We start from the raw sequence: 25,266 nt of genomic DNA on the forward strand, positions 1-25,266 counted from the left end.
TCTGTGGATAACACCGCGGGAGTGGCCACCAGGGTGTAGATAGAGGACGACCCCCGCCAGGGGGGGAGGGGCGGGGGTCGTCGGAGTTCAGCCCCGGGGGGTCGGGCTGAACTCACCCGGATCATGTCCGAGTGCCTTCATAGTACACACGATCGCGCAAGTGTTTCCGCAATCAAGCACCAAATCTTGGACAAATCTCAGTCTACAACCAGCCCTCTACAGGATCAACGCCGAACGTGCAGCGCGGACAGCGGCAAACTGTGGCCAGTGCCACTATCCTGGGCGTGTGACTCACCCTCATGATGGCACCGCGCACGAGCGATCCCCTGCCGCCTTCTTCGACCTGGACAAATCCATCATCGCGAGGTCATCAACGCTGGCATTCAGCAAGCCATTCGCGGAGACCGGGCTGATCAATAGGCGGGCGGTGCTCAAGAGCAGCTATGCGCAGTTCCTCGCGCTGCTGCCGGGAGCCGACCATGAGCAGACAGAGCGCTTGCGCACCCATATCGCCTCGATGTGCGCTGGCTGGGAGATCGAGCAGGTGGAGGCGATCGTCGAGGAAACGCTGCGCGATATTGTCACGCCGTTCGTGTTCGCCGAATCGGCAGCGGTCATGGAGGACCACCGCTCGCGCGGCCATGCCGTGGTGGTGGTCTCGGCGTCCGGCCGCGAGGTCGTCGCGCCCATCGCTGATGCGCTAGGGGCGGACGCGATCATTGCCAGCGAGATGGCCGCGAAGGATGGCAAGTACACGGGTGGCTATTCGTTCTATTGCCAGGGCGAAGAAAAGTCCGATGCGATCTTCCGGCTCGCTGCGGAAAGAAACTATGACCTCGCGCAGAGCTACGCGTACTCCGATTCGATCTCGGACTTGCCGATGCTTGATCTTGTCGGGCATCCCACCGCGGTCAACCCTGATCGACAATTGCGGCGAAAAGCGGCATCGGCGGGCTGGCCCATCCTGACTTTCTCGGATTCCATTTCACTGCGGGAGCACCTCCCCGCGCCGTCCACGCGGACGCTCGCCACCACTGCCGCGGTCGGGCTCGGGGCGGCCCTTGCGGCGGGCGCTGTGGCGCTCAGTTTCCTGCGGCGAGCCCGCTAGAAGTTTCTGGACTCGCTCCAATTCACTCGAACCCCTTGCAGCGGATGCAGGTCAGGAGTACAAAATAGGTAAGGGAGCACGACAGGACAGGGCCGAATCGGAAGAGAAGATCTCGACTCCCCCGGTCAAAGCTCCTGGGCACGAGCACCAGGCACCCACGCGGAGCACGCCGCGTAAGGGCAGAAGTGTTGTGGGCCTGCGAAACGTCACCAATACCGGACTAGTTCTCCCCTTGTGGGAAGGGGAAGCAATTTCAGGTGGCGCTCTCGCCGAGGCCTTCCCACACAACCCACATAAGCACGCATGGTAACCTGGGACTCAGTGCTACGCGGGCGGTGAATTGGGTTTCACCGCCCGCTTTTTAATGCCTGGATGTCCCCAGTGGCGCGCGACGAATTTTCATGATCGCGCCCCATTCATGATCACCATCGGCGCATTCCCGGCTAGGCGCGCGCGGCATCGGCGATGGCTACTGCCTCCCGGCCGCCAGCTTCCATCGCGCCGCAGCACAGGATGACCCAGTTGCCCACGCCCTGCGCGGTGCCCTCCGCGAAGCCCGTTGCCGCGCTGCGGTAGGCGCTCGCCCGCTGCAGCCAGCTGGCTTCCGGAACACCGAGGTTGTGCGGGTCGAGGCCCGAGGTGACCGCGATGAGCCGGGATGCCGCTCGAGCGACGATTCCGTCGGCGGTGCCGAAGGGCCGCAGGGCGAGGAGATCGCCGTGGACCACCGCCGCGATCACCGGCGCGGGTGCCCGCGTCCCCCCAGTGACGAGGTGAGCGAGGAGCTCGAGCCTCTCCCCCACCCCCGGCTCGGGCCGCGGCCGACCAAGCCGGTCCCGATCATCGACAAGGTCAGCAGCGGCAAGCATGTGCAGCCGAGCCAGGACTTGCAGCGGGGCCCGCTTCCAGGTTCCCGAGAGATTAGTGAGCGCTTCCCCGTCGAGCGCCTGGGCCACGCGCATCGCACCAGAGAGCGTGGGATCCTCGATCTTGCCGGAGGCGTCGAGCTCGGTCCGGCCGCCGTCGAGGGCGGAGGATGCCCGGGCCGCGCGCACCGAGGCCTCGGTGGCGCTCTTGGCCCATTCGCGGCGGTTGGCGGCGTGGCGATGTGCTTCGCCGAGCGCGGACCGGGCCCGTTCCGCGGCGTCGTGGATTCCGGGCATCTCGAGTATCGGCGCTAGGGGATCTGCAAATTCGGTCACGCATCTAGACGCTACCGCCACTCGTGCCCTGGCCTGAAGCGACGATGGTCTCCTGGCGCTTCCATCTCGCGCTGCCGACGGCGGCCGGGCGCCAGTTGTGTGCGGTTTTGCACCCGGATCCGCGCCGCGAGGGGTGCATTCGGTAACACTTCCGCGCGGCGCGAGAACCGGCGCGAGAACCGGCGCGAGAACGGCCGAGAGAACGACAGCGGCATCGCCACCCAGCTCGCTTCCGCCCTCCTGTGATCGCGGCCCACTAGCCCCTTCGCTGTGCGCCTCGCCATGTTCTTGCTGCCGAGGAGCGCTTGCTCACTTATCGCTCGTTGAGCTTGGACCGGGACAGTCTGTGCCGCAACGTATTCGGCGGATGAGTAAATGGGTCACCGTGACGCGCTAATGCCAATGCGGTCGAGCCCGAACAGCGAGAGGCCGCACGGGAACCAATGAGCGATCGCCCAGCGCCGCAGGACAAGCCCCCGCACCCGGACAACGAGGACGAGTTCACCGGGTCCTGGCGCCATGTGGGCCTCGGTGTCGTCCTGATCGCCATGATCGTCACCTTCATGGCGACCACGACGATGATCTACCGCAATGCATTCTCCGAGCGCATCGCGGTGACGCTCGTGGTCGGGACCGTCGGCAATGCCCTCGCGCCAGGCTCTGATGTGAAGCTCGGTGGCGCTCTCGTTGGAGAGGTCACGGGACTTCGCCTGCGGCCGGGCTTCGAGGTCGAGGTGTCCCTTGCCATCGAGGGGAAGTCCGCGCACCTGGTGCCCTCCACCGCGACAGCGCGCGTCGTGCCCAAGACCTTGTTCGGGGAACGCTATGTCCAGCTCGTCGGTTCGGGCATCGGGGGCCGGCCCGTGCGGGAGGGCGATGTGCTCCACGAGAACGCGAGCGGCAGTGCCATCGACGCCTCCCGGATGTACGACGTGTTCTACGACCTGCTCGACGCGGTGCCGCCCGCTGACCTCGCCTCAGCCCTGGGATCGATGAATGCCGCGCTGGCGGGGCGCGGGGAACGCATCGGCGAGATGATCGATCGATTCTCCCGCATGGCTGCTTCCCTCAACACCGAAGCACCTGCCCTCGAGCAGCAGATCACTGGCCTCGCGGAGCTCACCGAGACCTACTCCGATGTGCTGCCCGAGCTCGTTGTCGCGCTCGACGATCTCCGGACCACCAACAAGACGATCGTCGAGCGGCGCGGCGACCTCGCGGCCATGCACGAGGCATTGATCGGGGCAAGCAGGTCCGCGGCCGAGATCCTGGAGGAGAACAAGGACCGCATCATTGGCATCACCGCTGATTCGCGGGAGGCGCTCGAGGTCCTCGCCCGCTACTCCCCCGCTTTCGGCTGCACCCTGTCTTACTTCGCTGGGCTGCGCGACAGGCTCGAGACCGCGTTCGGCAAGGGCAAGGGCATGCCCGGGCTGAACATGACGATCGAGCTCACGAACCCGCGTGGCAAGTACGTGCCGAACCAGGACGAGGCGCGATTCTTCGATGACCGCGGTCCAGTCTGCTACCAGCCGGTCGATCCTGCTGCGGGAAGCTTCCCCCAGTATCCAGGTGGCCCCTTCAACGTTGGCGCCTATGCGGTGCCCTCGCGCAATCCCGGCCAGGAGGATCTCGCGGAGCTGCCCGATCCTCTCGCCCTCGCCGCCGAGGTTGCCGCGGCCCCCGGTTCCGAGGCCGAGGGCCAGGCGCGGCAAGCGATCTACGGGCATGCCACGGGAACGGATCCGGCCGATGTCCCTGGCTGGACAACCTTGATCGGGGCGCCCCTGCTGCGGGGCACAGCCATCAGCCTCCAGCCCGGCAGCCCGGAGCCCGCCAGGCCCGGGCCTGGCCAATGACCACGAGGAGCCCACCGCCGGCCGCTGGATTCCGACCGCTCGTCGCTGGTGTGATCCCACACACAGGCAAGGGTCGTGCGCGCCCCGGCGGGATGTGACTACCCTCACAGGCAGAGTCCCACAGGGTTGAGCCGGACACCATGTCCGCCAATCGAGGAGCCGAACGAGGAGTAGCACGCAATGTCGACAGACCTGACCGAGCGGGCCCTATCCGCCTACGCCCCCAGCGCGGAGTTCGCGGCGCAGGCCAACGCGCAGGCAAGCCTGTACCAGGAGGCCGAGGAGGACCGGGAGGCGTTCTGGGCAAAGCAGGCCCGGCGGCTGCACTGGCACACGCCCTTCACCGAGGTGCTGGACTGGTCGGAGGCGCCGGTGGCCAAGTGGTTCGCCGATGGGAAGCTGAATGTCGCCTACAACTGCGTTGACCGGCACGTCGAGTCCGGGCACGGGGATCAGGTCGCCATCCATTGGGAGGGCGAGCCCGGGGATTCGCGCGCGCTGACCTACAAGGACCTCCTCGCAGAGGTCTCGAAGGCGGCCAACTACCTCACCGAGCTGGGAATGCAGCCCGGCGACCGGGTCGCGATCTACATGCCGATGATCCCCGAGGCGATCGTGGCGATGCTCGCCTGCGCCCGCCTGGGGCTGACGCATTCCGTGGTGTTCGCGGGGTTCTCCTCGAGCGCGCTGCGTTCCCGCATCGATGACGCCGCCGCCAAGCTGGTGATCACCACGGATGGGCAGTTCCGCCGTGGCAAGCCCGCGCCGCTCAAAGCCGCGGTCGATGAGGCCATCGGTGGCGACACACCAGCTCCGTCGGTGGAGCATGTGCTCGTGGTGCGCCGCACCGAGCAGGAAACGCCGTGGCAGGACGGCCGCGATGTGTGGTGGCACGAGACGGTGGAGCAGGCCTCGGACCAGCACGAGGCACAGGCCTTCGATGCCGAGCACCCGCTGTTCCTGCTCTACACCTCCGGCACCACGGGCAAGCCTAAGGGCATCGTCCACACCTCGGGCGGCTACCTCACGCAGACGTCCTACACGCACGATGCCGTGTTCGACCACAAGCCTGGCAAGGACGTGTACTGGTGCACCGCCGACATCGGCTGGGTGACCGGGCACAGCTACATCGTGTACGGCCCGCTGTCGAACCGCGCCACGCAGGTGGTCTACGAGGGCACGCCGAACTCGCCGAACGAGCATCGCCACTTCGAGGTGATCGAGAAGTACGGCGTCACGATCTACTACACGGCACCGACGCTGATCCGCACGTTCATGAAGTGGGGCCGGGCGATCCCCGATGCGCACGATCTGTCGACGCTGCGGCTGCTCGGCACGGTGGGCGAGCCGATCAACCCCGAGGCGTGGCGCTGGTACCACGAGGTGTTCGGGCAGAGCCGGTGCCCGATCGTGGATACGTGGTGGCAGACCGAGACGGGCTCGATCATGATCTCGCCGCTGCCAGGCGTGACGGAGTGCAAGCCGGGCTCGGCAATGGCTCCCCTGCCGGGCATCTCGGTGAAGATCGTCGACGACGAGGCAAAGCCGGTCCAGCGCGGCGAGCAGGAGGCCAATGGCTACCTGGTGGTGGACAAGCCGTGGCCGTCGATGCTGCGTGGCATCTGGGGCGACATGCAGCGCTTCAAGGACACCTACTGGTCGCGGTTCGCCGAGCAGGGCTACTACTTCGCCGGCGATGGCGCGAAGTTCGACGAGGATGGCGCGATCTGGGTGCTCGGCCGTGTCGATGACGTCATGAACATCTCCGGCCACCGGATCTCGACCGCCGAGGTCGAGTCGGCGCTCGTCGGGCATGACGCGGTCGCCGAGGCCGCCGTGATCGGGGCTACGGACGAGACCACGGGACAGGCCATCGTCGCGTTCGTGATCCTGCGCCAGGGCGTGGAGAACACTGGCGAAGAACTGGTGGCGGACATGCGAGCGGCAGTGGCCAAGGACATCGGCCCGATCGCGAAGCCACGGGATATCTACGTCGTCCCGGAGCTGCCCAAGACCCGCAGTGGCAAGATCATGCGCCGCCTGCTGCGCGATGTCGCCGAGGGCCGCGAGCTGGGCGACACCTCCACGCTGGTCGATCCAGCAGTGGTGGAATCACTGCGCCAGAAGTAGCGCATCCCCCAGCACGACCAGGGGCGGGCAAGGCCTCGATGGCCTGCCCGCCCCGTCGTGTTTGACCGATGATCACGCGGAAGTTGGGCCGCAATGCGCACCTAATCCGGTACGGATGGCCCAAGACGTGGCAACATAGGCGGCAGACCGCCTTTCGATCGTCGAGCGAGTAGACGCCACAACCCAAGTGGAGGAGTGCACGTGACCTTCAACGACCGCAGCAATGGGCGTTACACGGGGGACGGGGTGCCACGTACCGTCGCGTCGATCCCGCTCGCGGACGCGGATGCCCGACGCCCCGGTGAGTCCGTCTCGATCGGCGATCTCGTCAAGGAGGCGACGTCGCAGGTATCGACGTTGTTCCGCGCCGAGGTGGAGCTCGCCAAGTCCGAGGTAGTGGGCGAGGTCAAGAAGGGCGTGAAGGGCAGCGTCTTCTTCGTCGTCGCCGGCGTCGTCCTGCTGTTCAGCCTGTTCTTCTTTTTCTTCTTCCTCGGCCATGTCCTCGAGCTCTGGCTGTGGCAATGGGCCGCCTGGGGCGTCGTCTTCCTGATCATGGTGCTCGTCGCGGCGATCTGCGGCCTGATCGGCTACCTGAAGGTGCGCAAGCTCAAGAAGCCGGAGCACACCATCGAATCGGTGAAGGGCCTGCGGGAGGTGCTGCCCTCCGCGGAGCGGTTCGCCCGCGGCGAGCTGACCGAGTCCCAGCGGGCCCAGCTTCCTGGATCCTCCTCGAGCTCGCGATAGCAGGCAGCCCGGAGAATAGCGGGAAGGGCGCGGAATGGTTGCCCCCGATCCATCGCGCGTGCGGCTAGAAGGCCCGTGGAAGCACCGGGACGTGCACGCGAATGGCATCCGGTTCCATGTGGCGGAATCCGGGCCCTCTGGCCCCGATGTGCCGACGGTGCTCCTGCTGCACGGTTTCGGTGAGTTCTGGTGGACATGGCGCAACCAGTTGCGCGCGCTCGCGGACGCCGGGATCCGTGCCTTCGCGGTGGATCTGCGGGGCTATGGCGATACCGACAAGCCTCCGCGCGGCTATGACGGCTGGACGCTCGCCGGCGATACGGCTGGGCTGGTGCGCGCGCTAGGCCTGCAGGACGCCATCATCGTCGGCCACGCCGAGGGCGGGCTGGTGTGCTGGGCCACGGCCGCGCTGCATCCCCGGCAGGTGCGTGCCATCGCGGTGCTGGGCTCCCCGCACCCGATGTCAGTGAAGCGCGCGGCACTGCGCGACCGCAATCAGCGCGCGGCACTGACGCGGGCCTTGCTGCCATTCCAGGTCCCGTGGCTGCCCGAGCGCCGGCTCGTGCGCGATGACGGCGCCTACGCGGAGGAGATGCTGCGGCAGCGCGGCGGCGTGGCATGGGTGCGGTCCGATGATTTCGCGGAGGTCGCGCGCCATGCCCGCATGGCGGTGCAGATCCCCGGCGCCGCGCACTGCGCCCTGGAATACCACCGGTGGGCTTTCCGCTCGCAGTTCCGTTCGGACGGGCGGCGCTTCTTCCGATCGATGCGCGAGAAGCTGTCGCAGCCCGTGCTGCAGATCCACGGCGGAGCGGACCCGTTCATCCTTGCTGGCTCGCTCTACCGGGACAAGACCTGGGCTCCCAACAGGGAGCTGCAGATCGTGTACGGGGTCGGGCACTTCGTGCACGAGGAGGCACCCGACCTAGTGAGCTCACGACTCATCGAGTTCGTGCGCGCCCACTCGGGCCCTGGTTCACACGCAGGCGCCGGTTCCGACGGGATTGAACGCTGACGCTGCCGCGTTGACGTGCGGGGCGATCTCCCTGTTGGTGAGGACGAAGCCAGTCTCGGGGTCGTCAGCGGCCGCGCCGAACACCAGCCCGAGCACGTTGCCCTGTCCATCGAGCAAGGGGCCGCCGGAGTTGCCCTGCCGGATCGTCCCGCGAATGGTGTAGACCTCGCGGTTGACGGTGCTGGCCTGGTAGATGTCCGGGCCGGAGAGCTCCACCACATCACGGATGCGTACTGCGTTCGCGGTGTACGGCCCCCCGCCCGGGTAGCCGACGACAACGCCGCTGGTACCACGCTCGACAAGTCCATCGATCACCTCGAGCGGGGCAGCGGGCAAGCCGGGAGCTCGCAGGATGGCGATGTCGGCGGATGGGTCGAACACAACGACGGTCGCATCGAACACGCCATCCAGGGTCTCGACGGTCACGCCCTCGGTACCAGCGACGACGTGCGCGTTGGTCATGACCAGCGTGGGCGCGATGACGATCCCGCTGCCCTCGAGCGACTTCAAGCAGGAGGTAGCGGTACCGCGGACCCGCGGCACGCTGCGCTGCACATCGGTGACCACCGGGGAGAAGGCGACGTCCCCGTCGGGCGGATCCACCGCCGCGATGGGCGTGCGACCGAACGGCCCGAGCACATCGGGCAGCCCGGAGGTGTTGATGAGGTCGGCGAAGTCGCGGGGGATCTCCTTGAGCCATTCCGGGGCTACCTGATCGACCTGGGTCAGCAGGTTCGAGCCACGGACGGCTGCGGCGAGATCCGCGCGGCCCGCGGATGCCGCGGGGATGGCGAGCAGGTAGGCCGCGAGAAGGATCGCGATGCCCTGGAAGATCGCACCGATCATGCTGTCGACGAAGTGCAGCAGCGAGGCGCGGAGCAATCCGCGGGCGGTGCGGCCGATCACCATGCCACACACCTCGCCGAGGATGACGAGCGCGACAATGAGGATGATCCCGATGATCAAGCGCCCGAACTGATCGTCGACGAGGACCACGACGCGCGGCGCGAGCATGATCCCGAAGATCGCGCCGATCACCACTCCGACGAACGCGAGGCCCGAGGCGAGAGCGCCGTGCCGCCAGCCGGAGACCGCTGCGAGGAGCACTCCGACGAGCAGGATGAGGTCGATCCACTGCGAGCCTGTCACGAGCGACGCACCTCCATGCCGTACTGGGCGAGGGTTGATTCCATGTCCCTCACATCGGACTGGTCCCAGGGCTTCTCCCACCCGGAGACCGAGAGCATCCCCGCGAGAAGTCCCGCGGTGAAGCCCCAGATCAGCATGCCGTCTGTGACGAATGCTGGCGAATCGTACGGGATGTCAGGATGGCGCAGCGCGAACCGATTGCCCGGTTCGATGAGGTCATGGACGGCGACGGTGTCCACGCGGGAGGCTTCGGTGGGATCGACCACACCGATGGGGCTCGGGGTTTCCCAGTAGGCGAGAACCGGGGTGACCTCGAACCCGGAGACGGGCACGTAGATCCCGGGCAGCAGCGAGAGCGGCCGTACGCCGGCGGGATCGAGCCCGGTCTCCTCGCGCGCCTCCCGCAGTGCCGTATCGACCGGCCCGGCATCACCGGGGTCCGCGGCCCCGCCCGGGAAGGCGACCTGGCCGCGGTGCTGGCGCATCGTGGCGGCGCGCTGCGTGAGCAAGATGAAGGCGTCATCGGGCAGTCCTCCCGGACGCCGGGGGTCGGATTGCTCGCTGCCGCCGAAGAGCATGAGCACCGCGGCGGGGCGCGGGACGACCTCCGCGGGAGGGCGCAGCATCATGCGGGGGTGCGCGTCGGGAGACTTGGCGCAGACGTGCGACAGCCATGGCGGGGTAGGCCCGTGGCCGAGAGTGCTCATCGGGGTTCTCCTTGCAAGGCTGCCGTGACCGCATCCTGGATCTGCCCGGGAGTGGTGAAGGGTTCGGCGAGAATACCGGCGACATTACCGCCCGCATCGAGCACGATCGTGACGGGGAGCACCGGGGGCGCGCCGAGCTGGGCTGGGATGCGCCCCTTGCCATCCTGTACCCCAGGCATGGTCACTTCATACTGGGCGAGCCGGGCGAGGGCATTGCCCTCGTTCGGGTCCCGGTGCACGGTGAGCACGGTGATGTCTCCGGCCACGCCGCGCGCGTACTCCTGCATGGCCGGCAACTCCTCGGCACAGGGCCCGCACCAGTAGGCCCAGACGTTGAGCACGGCGGGCTTGCCGGCGAGCGCGGCCTCGAGATCCACGGGAGCGCCGTCCGCGAGGCAGCCCACTTCCACGCCTCGCAACGGGTTGTCCCCCGCCCAGGACGCTCCGGTGGCCCCGCTCATGCCGGGGCAAGGCTCGAGGCCAGCGCGGGCACGCTCGGCCGCGAGCGCTTCGTTGCTAGCGGGGGGACGGCCGGCGCCCTGCTCGGCCTGGCTGCCGCGACCGGGCAGGGTGCTCGGCGTGGTCGCCTCGTCACCGCCGCGTGGCCAGATGGCGATGATCAGCGCGAGCACGATCGCGAGGGCAGCGAGGCTGCCCCGGGCGCCCGTGCTCATGACGCGTCCTGCTCGCTCGCGGGCCGAGCGAGCGCGAGCAGGTGCTCGGTCTCAGGGCCGCGGACGAGCGTCGCGGCGGTCGCGTAGTCAGTGGGGCCAGCGCCGAACGACGGGCAGTCACGGGCGAGGATGCAGGCGCCGCAGGCGGGACGGCGGGAGTGGCATACACGGCGGCCGTGGAAGATGACGCGGTGCGAGAGCAGGGTCCAGTCGCGCTTCTCGATGAGCTCGCCGATGGCGTGCTCGACCTTCACCGGGTCAGTCTCCTCGGTCCACTGCCAGCGGCGCACCAGGCGCCCGAAGTGGGTGTCGACGGTGATGCCGGGGATATCAAAGGCGTTGCCAAGGATGACGTTCGCGGTCTTGCGGCCCACCCCGGGCAGTGTGACGAGCTCCTTGAGGGTGCTCGGCAGCTCGCCGCCGAACCGCTCGGTGACGGCCTGCCCGAGCCCGATCAGCGAGGTGGCCTTGTTGCGGTAGAACCCAGTGGAACGGATCAGTTCCTCGAGCTCGGCCCGGTTGGCCCCGGCATAGTCAGCGGCGGTGCGATAGCGGTCGAACAGCGCCGGGGTGACCTCGTTGACACGCTTGTCCGTGCATTGCGCGGAGAGGATGGTGGCGACAGCGAGCTCGAGCGGCGTGGTGAAGTCGAGCTCGCAATACACGTGCGGAAAGGCGCGCCCAAGGGTCCGGTTCATGCGGCGGGCACGGCGCATGAGGCCTAGTCGGGTCTCGGGCGCGCGGCGCGCGCGCCGGCTCGGCTGGGGTGTGCTCACGTGTCTAGGGTACGTATCGCTCGGTGGGGCCGTGCTCGCGCGAGCTAGTGTCCGGGCCGGTGCCGGGACGTTGCCGTTCCGAGACCTACGCGGTGTTGACTAGGTCCATGGAAGAATTGGCGGTGCTGCTCATCCCGGTGCTGCTGATGTTCTTTGCCATGGGCCTTGATCGGGTCGAGCGCATCCTCCTGGCGAGCTGCGCCGCGGATTCGCCCTTGGTGGAGACGGGATCGCCGCGCCGCGAATGAATTCCGCGCGCGGTCCGCGCCGAGCCCCCGAGTGGAATTTCCGGGGCCTATTGTGCAAGATCAAGTGGTAGCCACCACACTCTGGGCAGCATCGTGACCCGCTCCCCCTGCTGTGCAAGGCTTCATCGGCTGCGTCCATAACGCGAAAGCACCGGACAATATGTGATGAAAGCCACTAGAGTGGGGCTGAATGCGGGCGTTCGCTGCGTGCGCAGCCTGCGTTCCCAAGACATAGCGGCGCTGGATGCTGTTCCAGTGCCGACGAGTTCCCGAAGGAGCCCACGTGGACGAGATCCTGGCCAGAGCCGGAATCTTCCAGGGAGTCGAGCCCTCCGCCATTGCCGCGCTCACCCACCAGTTGCAGCCGGTGGATTTCCCGCGCCAGCATGTCATCTTCAACGAGGGCGAGCCGGGTGATCGGCTGTACATCATCGTCAACGGCAAGGTAAAGATCGGTCGCCGGTCCCCGGATGGCCGGGAGAACCTGCTCGCGATCATGGGGCCGTCGGACATGTTCGGCGAGCTGTCCATCTTCGACCCCGGCCCACGCACGTCGAGCGCGACGACCGTCACCGAGGTGCGGGCCGTGAGCATGGACCGAGCGGCGCTGAAGGAGTGGATCGGGCAGCGTCCCGAGATCGCCGAGCAGCTGCTGCGCGTGCTGGCACGCCGGTTGCGCCGCACCAACAACAACCTCGCGGACCTCATCTTCACCGACGTCCCGGGCCGTGTCGCGAAGGCGCTGCTGCAGCTCGCGCAGCGCTTCGGCACCCAGGAGAATGGCGCGCTGCGCGTCACCCATGACCTGACGCAGGAGGAGATCGCGCAGCTCGTGGGCGCCTCCCGCGAGACCGTCAACAAGGCACTCGCTGACTTCGCGCATCGTGGCTGGCTACGCCTGGAGGGCAAGAGCGTGCTGATCTCCGATTCGGAGCGGCTGGCGCGCCGGGCCCGCTAGGACTGGAACTGCGAACGCGAGAGAAGCCGCCGGATTCCCGGGTCGGCTTCTCTCGCGTTTGATGGTATTGGGTGCCTTTAACCCTGCCCTGGCCGCTGCGGCAGCCAGCCAATGCCCTACCGCTGTGACCCCATCGCGGTTGTGTGCGCTTTTGCACCTGGTATAGCGCGCTGGAGGGTGCATTCGGTAACACTTCCGCGCCCCGCCACGCGTCCCGGCCGCCCCGTCACGCGTCCCGAGCGCCCCGCCACGCACGCAGGCCCGCGATGCGAGCGCCCCGGCTCAAGGCCTCAGTCAGCCTCGGGCTGCGGGTCCGCCACGAGGCCCTGCTGGACGCGCAGCACCTTGATCAGCTCGTGCACGATGTGCACCGAGGATTCCGAGAGCCCCGCGAGCTTGTAGGCGACGTCATGGATGGACCGGTCGGCCTGCAGGCGCATCATGTCGATCTCATTGCGGCTGCGCTGGCGCCCCCCGTCCTCGAGGAAGAATCGCACGTCCACGCCGAATGCCGCGGCAATGCCCTCGACCGTGCGGAACGAAGGCGTCCGGGCCTTGCCGGACCGCAACTGGCTCAGGTAGGACTCGCCGAGCTTGAATCCCAGTTCGGTGGATCGACGCGCGATCGCTGAGCCCGTATAGCGCCGCCCCTGCGGGTCCGGCACGTTGCGGAACAGCTCATCGAGGCGCTCGGCGAAGACACCACGCTCGTTCGTCTCGTTGTCATCCACGCTCGTCGCGGCTGTATTGTGCGCGCTCCCCTGGACCGCCGTTGGCTCAGTCATCTGCTCCCCGTTTCTGTCGCATGGACCTAATGCGTGCGGGAAATCCCCCCGTGGTCGATCGGTCGCCGATCGCTTCCGGCAGCCCCCCAGCTTGCTGCCGCGCGGCGGCAGCTCCGGAAGGCATCCCCGCCTAGGCCTGTCGGATGCGCGAATCCCGCGCATCGAACACCTTTGTCCGGTAGCTTAGTACGGTTGTCCGGATCATGCGCGATCGCGGAGGTATGCGAGCTGCGCCAGCACCGATGACTCCGCCGCTCCCCACAGCGACCGATCCACCGCGGCGTAGACATGCTCGACGATGTCCCGGGCGCTCGCGCTGTCCCCGAGGACCCGCAGGGCCTCGCGCACTTCATCGAGTCTGTGCAGCCTGTGAGCCTTGTAGGCGCTCGCGGCATCCGCGGCGTCCGATAGCTCGGGGCCATGCCCGGGAAGCACGAGATGACCGGAATGATCATCGATGATGGCATCAAGCGTGTCGAGGTAGTTACCGAGATCACCATCTGTTGGGTCGAGCACAGTCGTGCCGCGGCCCAGGATCGTATCGCCGGTCAGGAGCACGGGCATCGAGGCATCAGCCACCGCGAGCATGATCGAGTCCGCGGTATGCCCGGGCGCCGGCACGACAGTGAGCGCGAGGCCGCCCGCTCGCAGCGCCTCCCCATCCTCCAGGGGAGCAGCGTCGCGGCAGTGCTCGGGCAGCCGGGCTCGCACGGGAGCTCCCGTGCGCTCCGCGAGCATGTCGATGCCGGCGGTGTGGTCGTGGTGGCGGTGCGTGATGAGGATGAGCTCGATCGCGCCGGCCGCGGCGATGATCGCCTCGGCGTGCTGCTCGTCCATCGGGCCAGGATCGACAAGGATGCGGCCGCGGCTCCCGGGATCGCCAAGCAACCAGGTATTGGTGCCCTCGAGCGTCATCGGGCCGGGGTTAGGGGCGACGATGACCGCCGCAGCGTCGGTGACGGGGCGGGCCTGCCCGTATGCGGGGTGCGCGAGCTCGCTTGGCATGGATGCTCCCCTTTCCCGTTGCTCGTCCAGCCTACCGCCGTGGCCTGCGGCCCGATCAGCGCGGACCTCGGTACGGTAGGTGGATGCGCGTGGGTTTGGTGGGTGCGGGCCAGTGGGCCTTGATGACGCACGCTCCAGCGCTTGCCGTGCATCCCGGCGTGGACCTCGTGGGCGTGTGGGCGCGTGATCCCGCCGCGGCGGCGCAGGTGGGCGCTCCGGTCTTCGATGATCTCGGTGACCTGGTAGAGGCCTCGGACGCGGTGGCGTTCGCGGTGCCGCCCGCGGTGCAGGCGGAACTGGCGATGTTCGCTGTCGCGCGGGGCAAGCATGTGATCCTGGAGAAGCCGGTGGCGGGCTCGGTGGCCGATGGCCTCGCGCTCGAGCGCCTGGCCTGGGAGCGCGGCGTGCGCGCCGTCGTGTTCCTCACGCGGCGGTTCGCGCCGGAGACACGCGATTTCCTGGACGCCGCAGCGGGCCGGGAGTGGGCCTCCGCGGATGCGGAGTGGCTGTCGGGCGCATTGCTCGGCGGTCCGTTCGCGACCTCGTCGTGGCGGCAACGTGGTGGCGCGCTGGTGGATGTGGGCCCACATGTGCTGGATCTGCTGATCGAGGTACTCGGGCCAGTGACCGACGTATTGTGCGCCCGCCGGGACAGGTTGAGCGATGCCACCAAGGTCATGCTCGAGCATGCGGGGCAACGGGTCTCGACCGCGACGTTGTCGATGCGCACGCCGGTGCTGCCATCACGGCTGCGGGTGAGCGCGCAGGGCCCGTCGGGCGTGGTGGAACTGACGAGCCGCGAGACGCCCGCGCTGGAGTGCTACCGGACGATGCTCGACGAGTTCCTTGATCGCTCCGCGAGCCCCGGCATGGCGGTCGGTTCGCTGCACCGGGGGGTGGAATTGCTCGAGGCCGTGGCGCGGATCGAGCAAGCGATGCGGGTGGAGCAGCTAGCCCGGGAATCGCTGCGATAGGGAATCACCGCGATAGGGAATCACTGCGATAGGGCGGACCGGACCACCGCGTGCAAGGTGTCGTTGAGCATGCCGAGGATCGCCTGGCGGGTGCCCGTGCTCGTGCGCGCCCAGCTGAGGGCTAGCTCCTCGGCGAATGACAGCCAGGCGCCGAGCCCGGCGCGGAGCAGTTCGCTGGGCGGTTCCTGCAGGTCGAGCAGGTCGATGATCTGATCCACGAGGGCTGCCCGGGTCTCGGCGAGGATCTCGCGTATCCAGTCCTCGGACCCAGAGGACTGGAAGAGCGCCACGTACGGCTGGTGGCGGCGCTCGATGAAGGAGAGGTACCCGTCGAGCATGTCCTCGACGGTGGTTGCGGTGCCAGCCTGCCGGGCGGCGCGCAGCAATCGCTTGCTCGCGGCCCGGATGACAGCCGCGTAGTAGTCCCGCTTGGTGGGGAAATAGTGGAACAACAGGCTGCGGGAGATGCCCGCGGCCACGGCTACCTCGTCGATGGTGATCTGGTGGAGCGGGCGGCGGGTGAGCATCTCGAGGCCGATCCCGATGAGCTGGCGACGGCGCTCGTCGGGGTTCTGCCGGTTCCGGCGCGGGGGCGTTGCGGTGGCGCCTTCGCTCACGGGCTGTCCTCCTTGGGGTTCTCGCGGCGGGATTCTCGCAGCAAACTCATCGAGCAATGCTCGATAGCGGAGTAGTCTATCCGCCATGGACTTCTCGGCCTCCGCCACCGCTTCCGAGTACCGCAACCGGGTCGGAGAATTCATCACCAGCGAGATTGCCCCGGTCGAGCAGGAGTACTACCAACAACTCCGGTCCCAGGCCTCGCCCTGGAGCGTTCCGCCCCTCATGAATACCCTGAAGCAGCGCGCCCGCGAGGCTGGATTGTGGAATCTCTTCCTCCCGCCCGAGTACGCCCGGCGCACCGGCCACGGCCCAGGCCTGAGCAACACCGACTATGCCCCCAGCGCCGAGCTGATGGGACGTCATGCCATAGCGCCCGAGGTGTTCAACTGCAACGCCCCGGACACCGGCAATGCCGAGGTGCTCGTCCACTACGGCACCGATCGGCAGCAGGAAGAATGGCTGCTGCCCCTGCTGCGTGGCGAGATACGATCCGCGTTCTGCATGACCGAGCCCGAGGCCGCCTCCTCGGATGCCACCAACATGACGGCGACCGCGGTGCTCGACGGCGACGATGTGGTGGTCAATGGTCATAAGTGGTTCTCCACCGGAATCGGCCACCCCGACTGCGCCTTCGTGATCGTCATGGCGCTCACCGACCCCGACGCCGACCGCCACCAGCGCCACTCGATGGTGCTCGTTCCCCTGGGCACCCCCGGCATGGAAGTGGGCCGGATGCTCGATGTGCTGGGGTTCCAGGACGAGCCCTACGGCCATGGTGACGTCACCTTCACCGACGTTCGGGTCCCGCGGGGCAACATCATCGCGGGGCCTGGCCGCGGCTTCGAGATCGCGCAGGGACGGCTCGGGCCCGGCCGCATCCACCACTGCATGCGGCTGATCGGCCTCGCGGAGCGTGCCCTCGAGCTCGCCGCGCGCCGGTCGACGACGCGCACCGCGTTCGGCAAGCCCCTCGCCAATCTCGGCGGCAACCGCGAGCGCATCGCCCTCGCCCGCATCGCCATCAACCAGGCCCGGCTCCACGTCCTGCACACCGCGTGGCTGCTCGACCAGCAAGGCCCGCTCGGCGCTCTGTCGGAGCTGTCGCAGATCAAGGCGTCGGTGCCCCGCATGGCTCAGGAGGTCGTGGACATGGCTATCCAGCTGCATGGCGCGGGCGGTCTCACCAGCGACTATCCGCTCGCGGCGGCGTTCGCTGCCGCGCGCTCGCTGCGCCTCGCGGACGGCCCGGACGAGGTGCACCTCGGGGTAGTCTCGCGCTTGGAGCTCGCCCAGCACCGCGATAGGAACCGGAACGGAGCATGACCATGGCCACCACTCGGCAGAAGATCCTCATCACGGGCGCGAGCTCGGGGCTCGGCGAGGGCATGGCGCGGGAGTTCGCCACCCTGGGCCGCGACCTGGCACTGTGCGCGCGGCGCACCGATCGCCTCGAGCAGCTCGCCACCGAGCTCCGGTCCGCGCGCCCGGGCATCAGGGTCGCGGTCCGCGCGCTCGACGTGAATGACCACGATGCGGTTTTCCGCGTGTTCGGGGAGCTGCGCGACGAGCTCGGCGGCATCGACCGCGTGATCGCCAACGCCGGTCTCGGCAAGGGCCAGCCGCTGGGCACCGGGAGCTTCGAGGCGAACCGGCAGACCGCCGAGACCAATGTCATCGGCCTGCTCGCGCAGTGCGAGGCCGCCCTCGATATCTTCCACGCCCAGGATTCCGGGCACCTCGTGGTGATGTCCTCGGTCAGCGCGGTGCGCGGCATGCGCGGCAATATCACGACCTATGCGGCGACGAAGGCCGCGGCGGCCTCCCTCGCCGAGGGCATCCGCATGCAGCACCTGCGCTCCCCCATCGCCGTGACGACCATCATGCCTGGCTATATCGAGTCCGAGATGACCGCGCAGGCCCCCAGGACACCGCTGATGACCGATGCGCGCTCGGGCGCCCGCGCCCTGGTCAAGGCGATCGAGCGCGAGCCGGCGAAAGCCTACGTGCCAGGCTGGCCGTGGACGGTGCTAGCCCAGGTCATGAGGTTCGCGCCGCTGGGCGTGGTCCGGAGGCTGAGTTGAGCGGGGACGACCAGACCATAGCGCCGCGCGAGGATGACGCGTTCGACGTCGCGCGCCTGCACTCCTGGCTGTCAGCGCGGGTCGAGGGCCTGGATTCACTGCCCGAGGTTCGCCAGTTCCCTGGCGGCGCCTCGAACCTGACGTACTTGTTGTCCTACCCGGGCCGGGACCTGGTGCTCCGGCGCCCTCCTGGCGGGCACCGGGCCGCCTCCGCCCACGACATGCGGCGCGAGTTCCACGTGCAGGAGGCCATCGCGCCCCGCTTCCCGCATGTCCCGGCGATGCTGGCGCTGTGCACCGACGAATCGGTGATCGGCTCGGACTTCTATGTGATGGAGCGCCTTTCGGGCGTGATCCTGCGGCGCGATCTCCCCGAGGGCGCTGAGCTGGCACCGGACCGCGCGCGAATGGCCTGCACGCAGATGCTCGACCGGCTCGTCGAGCTGCACGGCATCGATATCGACGCCGCTGGCCTGCGCGACCTCGGGAAGGGCACCGGCTATGTCAGTCGCCAAGTCAGCGGCTGGTCGGACCGCTACCGGCGCGCCCGCACCGACAACGTGCCCGACTTCGAGGCCGTGATGAGCTGGCTGGCGGAGAACCAGCCGCCCGATGTGGGGACCTGCCTGATCCACAACGATTTCCGGTTCGACAATGTCGTGTTCGACTCGCTGGAAACGCTCCAGGTGATCGGCATCCTCGACTGGGAGATGGCGACCCTCGGGGATCCGCTGATGGAGCTCGGGGCCTCGCTGGCGTACTGGGTGCAGGCCGATGATGACGAGGTCATGCAGCAGACCCGCCGGCAGCCCACGCACCTGCCCGGAATGATGACGCGCGACGAGGTAGTGCAGCACTACTGCGCGCGCACCGGGATCGATCTCGACGACTGGACGTTCTACGAGGTGTACGGGCTGTTCCGCCTCGCCGGCATCGTCCAGCAGCTCTACAAGCGGTATCACGATGGCGGCACCACCAATCCGGTGTTCGCCAGCTTCTGGATGTTCGTGGGCTACCTGGAGTGGCGCTGCATGTCCCGCATCGGTCTCGCCTGATCCAGCGGCGCGCATGGTGCCCACGCGCCTGCACCTGACTGGATGCGTGCCCGCAACCACCCCACCGGGAGCAGCCATGCCCACTATCATCGGACCCAGGACCGTCACGGCGCCAGACAACTAGCTAGCGAACGCGGGAAGAGAAGAATCCATGACCTCTCGACAGCCCTTCATCATCTACACCCTGACCGACGAGGCCCCGCTGCTCGCGACCCGCGCGTTCCTGCCGATCGTGCGCGCCTTCACCCAGCCGGCGGACATCGAGGTCACCACCAGCGACATCTCCCTCGCGGCACGCATCCTCGCTGAGTTCCCCGACTACCTGACCGAGGAGCAGCGCTTGCCCGATAACCTCGGCGAGCTCGGTCGATTGACGCAGCTGCCCGAGACCAACATCATCAAGCTGCCCAACATCAGCGCCTCGGTGCCCCAGCTCGTGGCGGCCATCAAGGAGCTCCAGGGCCAGGGCTACGACATCCCCGACCTCCCGCAGGATCCGCAGACCGACGAGGAGAAGGAGATCAGCGACCGCTACGCCAAGTGCCAGGGCAGCTCGGTCAACCCGGTGCTGCGCGAGGGCAACTCGGATCGGCGCGCGCCCAAGGCCGTCAAGGAGTACGCGCGCAGGCATCCGCACAGCATGGGCGAGTGGTCGATGGCGTCGCGCACCCATGTGGCACACATGCGGCATGGCGACTTCTACCACGGCGAGAAGTCCATGACGCTCGACCGCGCGCGCGACGTCAAGATGGAACTCGTCACCGGCGAGGGCAAGCTGATCGTGCTCAAGCCCAAGGTCGAGCTCGGTGAGGGCGACGTCATCGACAGCATGTTCATGAGCAAGCAGGCCCTGCTCGAGTTCTACGAGGAGCAGATGGAGGACGCGCGCAAGACCGGCGTGATGCTGTCGCTGCATGTCAAGGCCACGATGATGAAGGTCTCCCACCCGATCGTGTTCGGCCACGCGGTGCGGATCTTCTACAAGGATGCGTTCGAGAAGCACCAGGAGCTGTTCGACGAGCTCGGCGTGAACGTCAACAACGGCCTCGGGGATCTCTACGACAAGATCGAGTCGCTGCCGAGCTCGCAGCGCGACGAGATCATCGAGGACCTGCATCGCTGCCACGAGCACCGCCCCGAGCTGGCGATGGTGGATTCCTCCCGCGGCATCTCCAACTTCCATTCGCCCAGCGATGTGATCGTTGATGCCTCGATGCCAGCGATGATCCGCTCGGGCGGCAAGATGTACGGCGCCGACGGCCGCACCAAGGACACCAAGGCGGTGATGCCGGAATCGACGTTCGCGCGCATCTACCAGGAGATCATCAACTTCTGCAAGACCAATGGAGCGTTCGACCCCACCACCATGGGCACCGTGCCCAATGTCGGCCTGATGGCGCAGAAGGCCGAGGAGTACGGCTCGCACGACAAGACCTTCGAGATGCCCGAGGCCGGTGACGCCAACATCGTCGACATCGAGACCGGCGAGGTGCTGCTGACCCAGCATGTGGAGGCCGGCGATATCTGGCGCATGTGCACCGTCAAGGACGCGCCCATCCGTGACTGGGTAAAGCTCGCGGTCACTCGCGCGCGCGATTCGGGCATGCCGGTGCTGTTCTGGCTGGACCCGTACCGCCCGCACGAGAACGAGCTCATCAAGAAGGTCCAGGCCTGCCTCAAGGAGCACGACACCGAGGGCCTCGACATCCAGATCATGTCCCAGGTCCGCTCCATGCGCTACACGCTCGAGCGGTTGATCCGCGGGCTCGATACCATCGCCGCCACGGGCAACATCCTGCGCGACTACCTCACGGACCTCTTCCCCATCCTCGAGCTCGGCACCAGCGCCAAGATGCTGTCCATCGTGCCGCTGATGGCGGGCGGCGGCCTCTACGAGACGGGCGCGGGCGGATCAGCGCCCAAGCATGTCAAGCAGCTCGTGGAGGAGAACCACCTGCGCTGGGACTCGCTTGGCGAGTTCCTCGCGCTGGCCGTCAGCCTCGAGGACATGGGCCGCAAGTTCGGCAACAACCGTGCCCGGATCCTCGCCGACACGCTGGACGCGGCCACGGGCAAGCTGCTCGAGAACAACAAGAACCCCTCGCGCAAGACCGGCGAGCTCGACAACCGGGGCAGCCAGTTCTATCTCGCGCTGTACTGGGCGCAGGAGCTCGCCGCGCAGACCGAGGACTCGGGCCTGCAGGAGCACTTCACGGCGCTGGCCAAGAAGCTCGCGGACAACGAGGAGACCATCGTCAAGGAGCTCGCGGAGGTCCAGGGCCAGGCCGTGGAGATCGGCGGCTACTACGCGCCTGATCTCGACAAGCTCGACGCGGTGATGCGACCGAGCAAGACGTTCAACGCCGCCCTCGCGGAAGCGCAGGAGTAGCCCCCGCCCTCCCGGAACGAGCGATCCCCGGCCGCCGCGCTCCGCGCGGCGGCCGGGGATCGTTGCGTGATGCTCTCTTATCGATGCAGCAGCAGCTCCCGCTACTCGCCGCGGACCCGCACGATGACCTCGACCTCGACGGCGGCATTGAGGGGCAGCTCGGCGACACCGACCGCGGAACGGGCATGCTTGCCCGCATCGCCGAAGACCTCGCCGAACAGCTCGGACGCGCCATTGATCACCTGGGGCTGGCCGTTGAACCCGGGTGCCGAGGCGACGAAGCCCACCACCTTGACGACCTGCTCCACCGCATCGATGCCGACGAGCGCATCGATCGCGGCGAGCGCGTTCAGCCCACAGATGCGCGCCATCCCCTGTGCCTGCTCGGGCGTGACCTCCGCGCCCACCTTGCCCGCGGCCTGCAGCTCGCCGGCCACCAGCGGGAGCTGCCCGGAGGTGTAGACGAAGTCACCGGCCCGCAGCGCGGGCACATACGCGGCGACTGGAGGCACGACAGGAGGCAGGGCGAGGCCTAGTTCCTTGAGGCGCGCGCTAGGGGTGGCGCTCATGCGGACAGCCCCCTCTTCAAGTAGGCGACGTGCTGCTCGCCAGTGGGGCCGGGCAGCACGGTGACGAGTTCCCAGCCGTCCTGGCCCCATTGATCAAGGATCGCCTTGGTCGCGTGGGTGAGCAGGGGGACGGTGGCATACTCCCAGCGGGTGATCTCAGACATAAAAACCACCCTAGTCGGGCCACTACCCTTGATGCAGCTTATAAGCTCGTACCGTGTCTAGCTCCGACTCGTGGTCCCGCAAGGCCGCCCGCGCCCGGCTCCACTTCATCAGCGGCAAGGGCGGCACCGGAAAGTCGACTGTCGCGGCAGCGCTCGCGCTGGCCCTCGCAGCGGGCGGGCGCCGTGTGCTGCTCGCTGAACTGGAGGGCCGCCAGGGCATTGCCCAGCTGTTCGACATCCCCCCGCTGCCCTACGCGGAGACGCGGGTAGCGGCCGCCGACGGAGGCGGTGAGGTCAAGGCGCTGGCGGTGGATATCGAGGCAGCGTTCCTCGAGTACCTCGACATGTTCTACAGCCTGGGCCTGGCCGGCAAGGCGATGCGCAGGGTCGGTGCCATCGAGTTCGCCACCACGCTCGCCCCCGGGCTGCGCGACGTGCTGCTGACCGGCAAGATCAAGGAATGTGTCATCCGCCGCGATGAGCGCGGGCAGCATGTCTACGATGCGATCGTGGTCGATGCCCCGCCGACAGGCCGTATCGGCACGTTCCTCGATGTGACCAAGGCGATGTCGGACCTCGCGAAGTCCGGGCCGATCCGCAGCCAGAGCGACGGGGTGGTCAAGCTGCTCCACTCCGATGACACGATGATCCACCTCGTGACGCTGCTCGAGTCGCTTCCGGTGCAGGAGACCATCGATGCCGTCAAGGAGCTGAAGGAGAAGGAGCTGCGCGTCGGCTCGATCATCGTGAACCGGACGGACACCGAGCACCTTCCCGCGGAGCTGCTCGATGCCGCCCAGGCCAACGAGCTCGATCGGGACGCGATCCGCGCGGGTCTCGGCAAGGCTGGCATCACCGTCACCGACGAGGAGCTCGACGGCCTTCTCGTGGAGGCGGCGGAGCAGGCGGCGCGCACCCGCGCGCAGCAGGAGAGCGCCCGGCAGCTCGAGGAGATCGACATCCCGCAGCTTGTTCTTCCGACCATGACCGACGGAGTCGATCTCGGCGGGCTCTACGAGCTGGCACAGATCCTGACGGAGCAAGGGGTCCACTGATGAGCATGCCCGATATCGACGACGCATCGGTCGACCCGGTGCCCGACTCGTCCATCCCGTGGTTGAACGTCGATCGCTTCCTCGCTGATTCGTCGACCCGCGTGGTGGTGTGCTGCGGCGCCGGCGGCGTCGGCAAGACCACCACGGCCGCCGCGCTCGCGGTGCGTGCCGCGGACATGGGGCGCAAGGTCGTGGTGCTCACGATCGATCCCGCCCGCCGTCTCGCCCAGGCTCTCGGGCTCGGGGCGCTCGACAACACGCCGCAGCGGGTCGAGCTCGAGGGCTCGACGGGCGAGCTGGACGCGATGATGCTGGACATGCGCCGCACCTTCGATGAGATGGTGCAGGAGCACTCGTCGCCGGAGCGGGCCGCGGCGGTGCTAGCGAACCCGTTCTACCAGACAGTCGCCTCGTCGTTCTCGGGCACGCAGGAATACATGGCGATGGAGAAGCTCGGCCAGCTCGTGCACCAGAAGCGCTGGGACCTGATCATCGTCGACACCCCGCCCTCGCGCAACGCGCTGGACTTCCTTGATGCGCCGCAACGGCTCGGAACGTTCCTTGACGGTCGGATGATCCGGCTGTTCATGGCGCCAGGCCGGGGCCTCGGCAAGATCGTCACCGGGGCGCTGGGGCTGGCCATGAAGGGTGTTTCGACCATCGTCGGATCCGAGATGCTCTCGGATGCGTCGAGCTTCGTGCGCTCGCTGGATTCGCTGTTCGGTGGGTTCCGGGAGCGCGCCAACCGCACCTACGACATGCTGCGCGCTCCGGGCACGGAATTCATGGTGATCGCGGCCGCCGAGCCGGATCCGCTGCGGGAGGCCTCGTTCTTCGTCAACCGCCTAACCAAGGAGGGCATGCCGCTCGCGGGCCTGTTGCTCAACCGCACGCACCAGACGCTGACGGATCTCGGCGCGGACAAGGCTCGCCTCGCCTCGGAGGAACTGGCGAACGGGGACACGGCGGACGGGGACACGGCGCTCGCGTCGGCAGTGCTCGCGATCCATGCGGACCGGGCCACCACGGAGAAGCGGGAGCAGCGGTTGCTCACCCGTTTCACGCTCGCGCACCCGCGGGTGCCAGTGGCGAAGGTCCGCACATTGCCCTACGAGGTCTCTGACCTTGCGGCGCTGCGGGCGATCGCGGAGCTCTGGCGCAAGCACTAGCCGACGTGCCGGCGGCGCGGCGGTCCAGCCACGGCAAAAGCACTGGAAAACGTCAAACGCGATAGAAGCCACCCGATCATTCCGGCGGTTTCTATCGCGTTTGTGGTTGAGTCATCTCGCTGAGCTCCAGGGTGGCGGCTTCGACAGGCCCAGCCCGACTGAGCTTCCCCTCTCGGTCGGCTGGGTGGCTTGTCGTCCGATCGCCTTCTTCAGCCCGCTGATTGCTGAGCGCGCTGCGTGGAGAAGAACTCGGCCCAGGACTCCACCTCTGGGTGCTGCTTGAGAAGGGCGCGGCGTTGCCGCTCCGTCATGCCACCCCAGACTCCGAACTCGACGCGATTGTCGAGGGCGTCGGCGCCACATTCGAGGACGACCGGACAGTGCCGGCAGATCGTGGCGGCCTTGCGCTGCGCTGCCCCCCTCACGAAGAGCACGTCGGGGTCAATGCCGCGGCATCGGGCCTGGGAAACCCACGCGATGCGAGCCTCGGCCTCCTCCGTCGACATCGTGGCTGTCATCGGGAGGCCACCGCCGCGACGCTGCGCGGGTCGCTTGATCGATGCACTGGACGCTATGGGCGCCGATTGATTCATCACCTTCGCTGACTCCCTACTTCCGGCCCCCTGCGGTCGTGTTCTTGCACGCTGACCAGCCCCAGGCTGGACGCGCATCCCCCGCAAGCGATCTCGTGCGTCCTGTGGGATGCAGAAATCACTAGCCCCATCAAGCACCAACACGTGATCTCTGGATCACAGTTGGCCATTTAGTGTTGTGCGAGTCACACTGGCAACAAACTTAGGTACTAACTGCGCTAAATGCAACCTCGGAT

At 67.6% G+C, this 25,266-nt stretch carries 25 protein-coding genes; 14 read left to right on the top strand and 11 right to left on the bottom strand.

Annotation, left to right across the window (positions count from 1 at the left end; genetic code table 11):
* Positions 1–286: 286 nt before the first annotated feature.
* Positions 287–1,108: an HAD-IB family hydrolase gene (locus QC765_RS10345; RefSeq protein WP_278314356.1), complete on the top strand. Its 822-nt coding sequence runs from the start codon at positions 287–289 to the stop codon at positions 1,106–1,108.
* 443 nt (positions 1,109–1,551) lie between these two features.
* On the opposite strand, the gene QC765_RS10350 is transcribed toward QC765_RS10345, so the two are convergent.
* The gene (locus QC765_RS10350; RefSeq protein ID WP_278314463.1) at positions 1,552–2,271 is read right to left on the bottom strand and encodes a Fic family protein; all 720 of its coding nucleotides are present in this window, start codon (positions 2,269–2,271) and stop codon (positions 1,552–1,554) included.
* A gap of 482 nt (positions 2,272–2,753) precedes the next feature.
* Between QC765_RS10350 and QC765_RS10355 the strand changes: the two genes are divergently transcribed.
* The 4 genes from QC765_RS10355 to QC765_RS10370 all read left to right on the top strand — a co-directional run bounded on the left by QC765_RS10355 (position 2,754) and on the right by QC765_RS10370 (position 8,058).
* Positions 2,754–4,169: an MCE family protein gene (locus QC765_RS10355; protein WP_278314357.1), complete on the top strand. Its 1,416-nt coding sequence runs from the start codon at positions 2,754–2,756 to the stop codon at positions 4,167–4,169.
* A 180-nt stretch (positions 4,170–4,349) separates the two neighbouring features.
* Positions 4,350–6,299 carry an acetate--CoA ligase gene (acs, locus tag QC765_RS10360; protein WP_278314358.1) on the top strand — a complete coding sequence of 650 codons (1,950 nt, stop codon included), beginning with the start codon at positions 4,350–4,352 and terminating at the stop codon, positions 6,297–6,299.
* Between the two features lie 195 nt (positions 6,300–6,494).
* On the top strand, positions 6,495–7,043 hold the full coding sequence (locus QC765_RS10365) for a phage holin family protein (RefSeq protein ID WP_373876728.1): 549 nt from the start codon (positions 6,495–6,497) through the stop codon (positions 7,041–7,043).
* A gap of 34 nt (positions 7,044–7,077) precedes the next feature.
* On the top strand, positions 7,078–8,058 hold the full coding sequence (locus QC765_RS10370) for an alpha/beta fold hydrolase (protein WP_278314360.1): 981 nt from the start codon (positions 7,078–7,080) through the stop codon (positions 8,056–8,058).
* Here the strand turns inward: QC765_RS10370 and QC765_RS10375 are convergent.
* The 4 genes from QC765_RS10375 to nth are packed head-to-tail and all read right to left on the bottom strand — an operon-like array spanning position 8,020 to position 11,304.
* Positions 8,020–9,207, bottom strand: coding sequence for a MarP family serine protease (locus tag QC765_RS10375; protein ID WP_278314362.1), 1,188 nt, complete (start codon positions 9,205–9,207; stop codon positions 8,020–8,022). The two genes, QC765_RS10370 and QC765_RS10375, sit on opposite strands and share 39 nt — an antisense overlap.
* On the bottom strand, positions 9,204–9,914 hold the full coding sequence (locus QC765_RS10380; RefSeq protein WP_373876729.1) for an NUDIX hydrolase: 711 nt from the start codon (positions 9,912–9,914) through the stop codon (positions 9,204–9,206). Before QC765_RS10380 ends, QC765_RS10375 begins: the two co-directional genes overlap by 4 nt.
* Positions 9,911–10,588, bottom strand: coding sequence for a TlpA family protein disulfide reductase (locus QC765_RS10385; protein ID WP_278314363.1), 678 nt, complete (start codon positions 10,586–10,588; stop codon positions 9,911–9,913). Before QC765_RS10385 ends, QC765_RS10380 begins: the two co-directional genes overlap by 4 nt.
* Positions 10,585–11,304 (bottom strand): endonuclease III, encoded by a 720-nt coding sequence (gene nth / locus QC765_RS10390; protein WP_278314465.1) that lies wholly within the window; start codon positions 11,302–11,304, stop codon positions 10,585–10,587. The genes QC765_RS10385 and nth overlap by 4 nt, the downstream gene beginning before the upstream one ends.
* A gap of 167 nt (positions 11,305–11,471) precedes the next feature.
* Between nth and QC765_RS10395 the strand changes: the two genes are divergently transcribed.
* Together QC765_RS10395 and QC765_RS10400 are read left to right on the top strand one after the other, a co-directional pair.
* On the top strand, positions 11,472–11,612 hold the full coding sequence (locus QC765_RS10395; protein ID WP_278314364.1) for a hypothetical protein: 141 nt from the start codon (positions 11,472–11,474) through the stop codon (positions 11,610–11,612).
* Between the two features lie 283 nt (positions 11,613–11,895).
* Positions 11,896–12,570, top strand: coding sequence for a Crp/Fnr family transcriptional regulator (locus QC765_RS10400; protein WP_149360403.1), 675 nt, complete (start codon positions 11,896–11,898; stop codon positions 12,568–12,570).
* 290 nt (positions 12,571–12,860) lie between these two features.
* On the opposite strand, the gene QC765_RS10405 is transcribed toward QC765_RS10400, so the two are convergent.
* Together QC765_RS10405 and QC765_RS10410 are read right to left on the bottom strand one after the other, a co-directional pair.
* The gene (locus QC765_RS10405) at positions 12,861–13,355 is read right to left on the bottom strand and encodes a helix-turn-helix domain-containing protein (protein WP_278314365.1); all 495 of its coding nucleotides are present in this window, start codon (positions 13,353–13,355) and stop codon (positions 12,861–12,863) included.
* A 201-nt stretch (positions 13,356–13,556) separates the two neighbouring features.
* On the bottom strand, positions 13,557–14,360 hold the full coding sequence (locus tag QC765_RS10410; RefSeq protein ID WP_278314366.1) for an MBL fold metallo-hydrolase: 804 nt from the start codon (positions 14,358–14,360) through the stop codon (positions 13,557–13,559).
* 83 nt (positions 14,361–14,443) lie between these two features.
* Here QC765_RS10410 and QC765_RS10415 point away from each other — a divergent pair, with 83 nt between their 5' ends.
* A complete protein-coding gene (locus QC765_RS10415) occupies positions 14,444–15,334 on the top strand; it encodes a Gfo/Idh/MocA family protein (RefSeq protein WP_278314367.1) in 891 nt (296 codons plus the stop codon).
* 20 nt (positions 15,335–15,354) lie between these two features.
* Here QC765_RS10415 and QC765_RS10420 read toward each other — a convergent pair whose 3' ends face one another.
* Entirely contained in the window at positions 15,355–15,951 is a 597-nt protein-coding gene (locus QC765_RS10420) for a TetR/AcrR family transcriptional regulator (RefSeq protein WP_278314368.1), read from the bottom strand.
* Positions 15,952–16,036: 85 nt separating this feature from the next.
* Between QC765_RS10420 and QC765_RS10425 the strand changes: the two genes are divergently transcribed.
* The 4 genes from QC765_RS10425 (at position 16,037) to QC765_RS10440 (ending at position 21,480) form a co-directional block, all read left to right on the top strand.
* Complete coding sequence (locus tag QC765_RS10425; protein ID WP_278314369.1) at positions 16,037–17,278, top strand: acyl-CoA dehydrogenase family protein; 1,242 nt, start codon at positions 16,037–16,039, stop codon at positions 17,276–17,278.
* Positions 17,275–18,036, top strand: coding sequence for an SDR family oxidoreductase (locus tag QC765_RS10430; RefSeq protein ID WP_373876730.1), 762 nt, complete (start codon positions 17,275–17,277; stop codon positions 18,034–18,036). The genes QC765_RS10425 and QC765_RS10430 overlap by 4 nt, the downstream gene beginning before the upstream one ends.
* Positions 18,033–19,091, top strand: coding sequence for a phosphotransferase family protein (locus QC765_RS10435; RefSeq protein WP_278314371.1), 1,059 nt, complete (start codon positions 18,033–18,035; stop codon positions 19,089–19,091). Before QC765_RS10430 ends, QC765_RS10435 begins: the two co-directional genes overlap by 4 nt.
* Before the next feature lie 151 nt (positions 19,092–19,242).
* Entirely contained in the window at positions 19,243–21,480 is a 2,238-nt protein-coding gene (locus tag QC765_RS10440) for an NADP-dependent isocitrate dehydrogenase (protein ID WP_278314372.1), read from the top strand.
* A 101-nt stretch (positions 21,481–21,581) separates the two neighbouring features.
* Here the strand turns inward: QC765_RS10440 and QC765_RS10445 are convergent, their stop codons facing one another.
* Together QC765_RS10445 and sp36 are read right to left on the bottom strand one after the other, a co-directional pair.
* Positions 21,582–22,049, bottom strand: coding sequence for a RidA family protein (locus tag QC765_RS10445; RefSeq protein ID WP_278314373.1), 468 nt, complete (start codon positions 22,047–22,049; stop codon positions 21,582–21,584).
* Complete coding sequence (sp36, locus tag QC765_RS10450) at positions 22,046–22,213, bottom strand: Sp36 family protein (protein ID WP_192039688.1); 168 nt, start codon at positions 22,211–22,213, stop codon at positions 22,046–22,048. The genes QC765_RS10445 and sp36 overlap by 4 nt, the downstream gene beginning before the upstream one ends.
* A gap of 53 nt (positions 22,214–22,266) precedes the next feature.
* On the opposite strand from sp36, the gene bagA reads away from it, so the two are divergent.
* Positions 22,267–23,268, top strand: coding sequence for an ATPase BagA (bagA, locus tag QC765_RS10455; protein WP_278314374.1), 1,002 nt, complete (start codon positions 22,267–22,269; stop codon positions 23,266–23,268).
* Between the two features lie 5 nt (positions 23,269–23,273).
* Entirely contained in the window at positions 23,274–24,437 is a 1,164-nt protein-coding gene (bagB, locus tag QC765_RS10460) for an ArsA family ATPase (RefSeq protein WP_278314466.1), read from the top strand.
* 209 nt (positions 24,438–24,646) lie between these two features.
* Here bagB and QC765_RS10465 read toward each other — a convergent pair whose 3' ends face one another.
* Complete coding sequence (locus tag QC765_RS10465; protein WP_149360394.1) at positions 24,647–24,955, bottom strand: WhiB family transcriptional regulator; 309 nt, start codon at positions 24,953–24,955, stop codon at positions 24,647–24,649.
* Positions 24,956–25,266 lie beyond the last annotated feature (311 nt).

Origin of the sequence: Hoyosella levis (genome assembly GCF_026008515.1) — a bacterium.
Taxonomy (GTDB): domain Bacteria; phylum Actinomycetota; class Actinomycetes; order Mycobacteriales; family Mycobacteriaceae; genus Lolliginicoccus; species Lolliginicoccus levis.

Excerpts from the sequence above, each read along its gene's own strand:
- QC765_RS10350 (WP_278314463.1), bottom strand. The coding sequence starts at position 2,271 with ATGCCCGGAATCCACGACGCCGCGGAACGGGCCCGGTCCGCGCTCGGC.
- QC765_RS10355 (WP_278314357.1), top strand. The coding sequence starts at position 2,754 with ATGAGCGATCGCCCAGCGCCGCAGGACAAGCCCCCGCACCCGGACAAC.
- acs (WP_278314358.1), top strand. The coding sequence starts at position 4,350 with ATGTCGACAGACCTGACCGAGCGGGCCCTATCCGCCTACGCCCCCAGC.
- QC765_RS10370 (WP_278314360.1), top strand. The coding sequence starts at position 7,078 with ATGGTTGCCCCCGATCCATCGCGCGTGCGGCTAGAAGGCCCGTGGAAG.
- QC765_RS10380 (WP_373876729.1), bottom strand. The coding sequence starts at position 9,914 with ATGAGCACTCTCGGCCACGGGCCTACCCCGCCATGGCTGTCGCACGTC.
- QC765_RS10385 (WP_278314363.1), bottom strand. The coding sequence starts at position 10,588 with ATGAGCACGGGCGCCCGGGGCAGCCTCGCTGCCCTCGCGATCGTGCTC.
- nth (WP_278314465.1), bottom strand. The coding sequence starts at position 11,304 with ATGCGCCGTGCCCGCCGCATGAACCGGACCCTTGGGCGCGCCTTTCCG.
- QC765_RS10395 (WP_278314364.1), top strand. The coding sequence starts at position 11,472 with ATGGAAGAATTGGCGGTGCTGCTCATCCCGGTGCTGCTGATGTTCTTT.
- QC765_RS10405 (WP_278314365.1), bottom strand. The coding sequence starts at position 13,355 with ATGACTGAGCCAACGGCGGTCCAGGGGAGCGCGCACAATACAGCCGCG.
- QC765_RS10410 (WP_278314366.1), bottom strand. The coding sequence starts at position 14,360 with ATGCCAAGCGAGCTCGCGCACCCCGCATACGGGCAGGCCCGCCCCGTC.
- QC765_RS10415 (WP_278314367.1), top strand. The coding sequence starts at position 14,444 with ATGCGCGTGGGTTTGGTGGGTGCGGGCCAGTGGGCCTTGATGACGCAC.
- QC765_RS10425 (WP_278314369.1), top strand. The coding sequence starts at position 16,037 with ATGGACTTCTCGGCCTCCGCCACCGCTTCCGAGTACCGCAACCGGGTC.
- QC765_RS10430 (WP_373876730.1), top strand. The coding sequence starts at position 17,275 with ATGACCATGGCCACCACTCGGCAGAAGATCCTCATCACGGGCGCGAGC.
- QC765_RS10440 (WP_278314372.1), top strand. The coding sequence starts at position 19,243 with ATGACCTCTCGACAGCCCTTCATCATCTACACCCTGACCGACGAGGCC.
- QC765_RS10445 (WP_278314373.1), bottom strand. The coding sequence starts at position 22,049 with ATGAGCGCCACCCCTAGCGCGCGCCTCAAGGAACTAGGCCTCGCCCTG.
- sp36 (WP_192039688.1), bottom strand. The coding sequence starts at position 22,213 with ATGTCTGAGATCACCCGCTGGGAGTATGCCACCGTCCCCCTGCTCACC.
- bagB (WP_278314466.1), top strand. The coding sequence starts at position 23,274 with ATGCCCGATATCGACGACGCATCGGTCGACCCGGTGCCCGACTCGTCC.
- QC765_RS10465 (WP_149360394.1), bottom strand. The coding sequence starts at position 24,955 with ATGACAGCCACGATGTCGACGGAGGAGGCCGAGGCTCGCATCGCGTGG.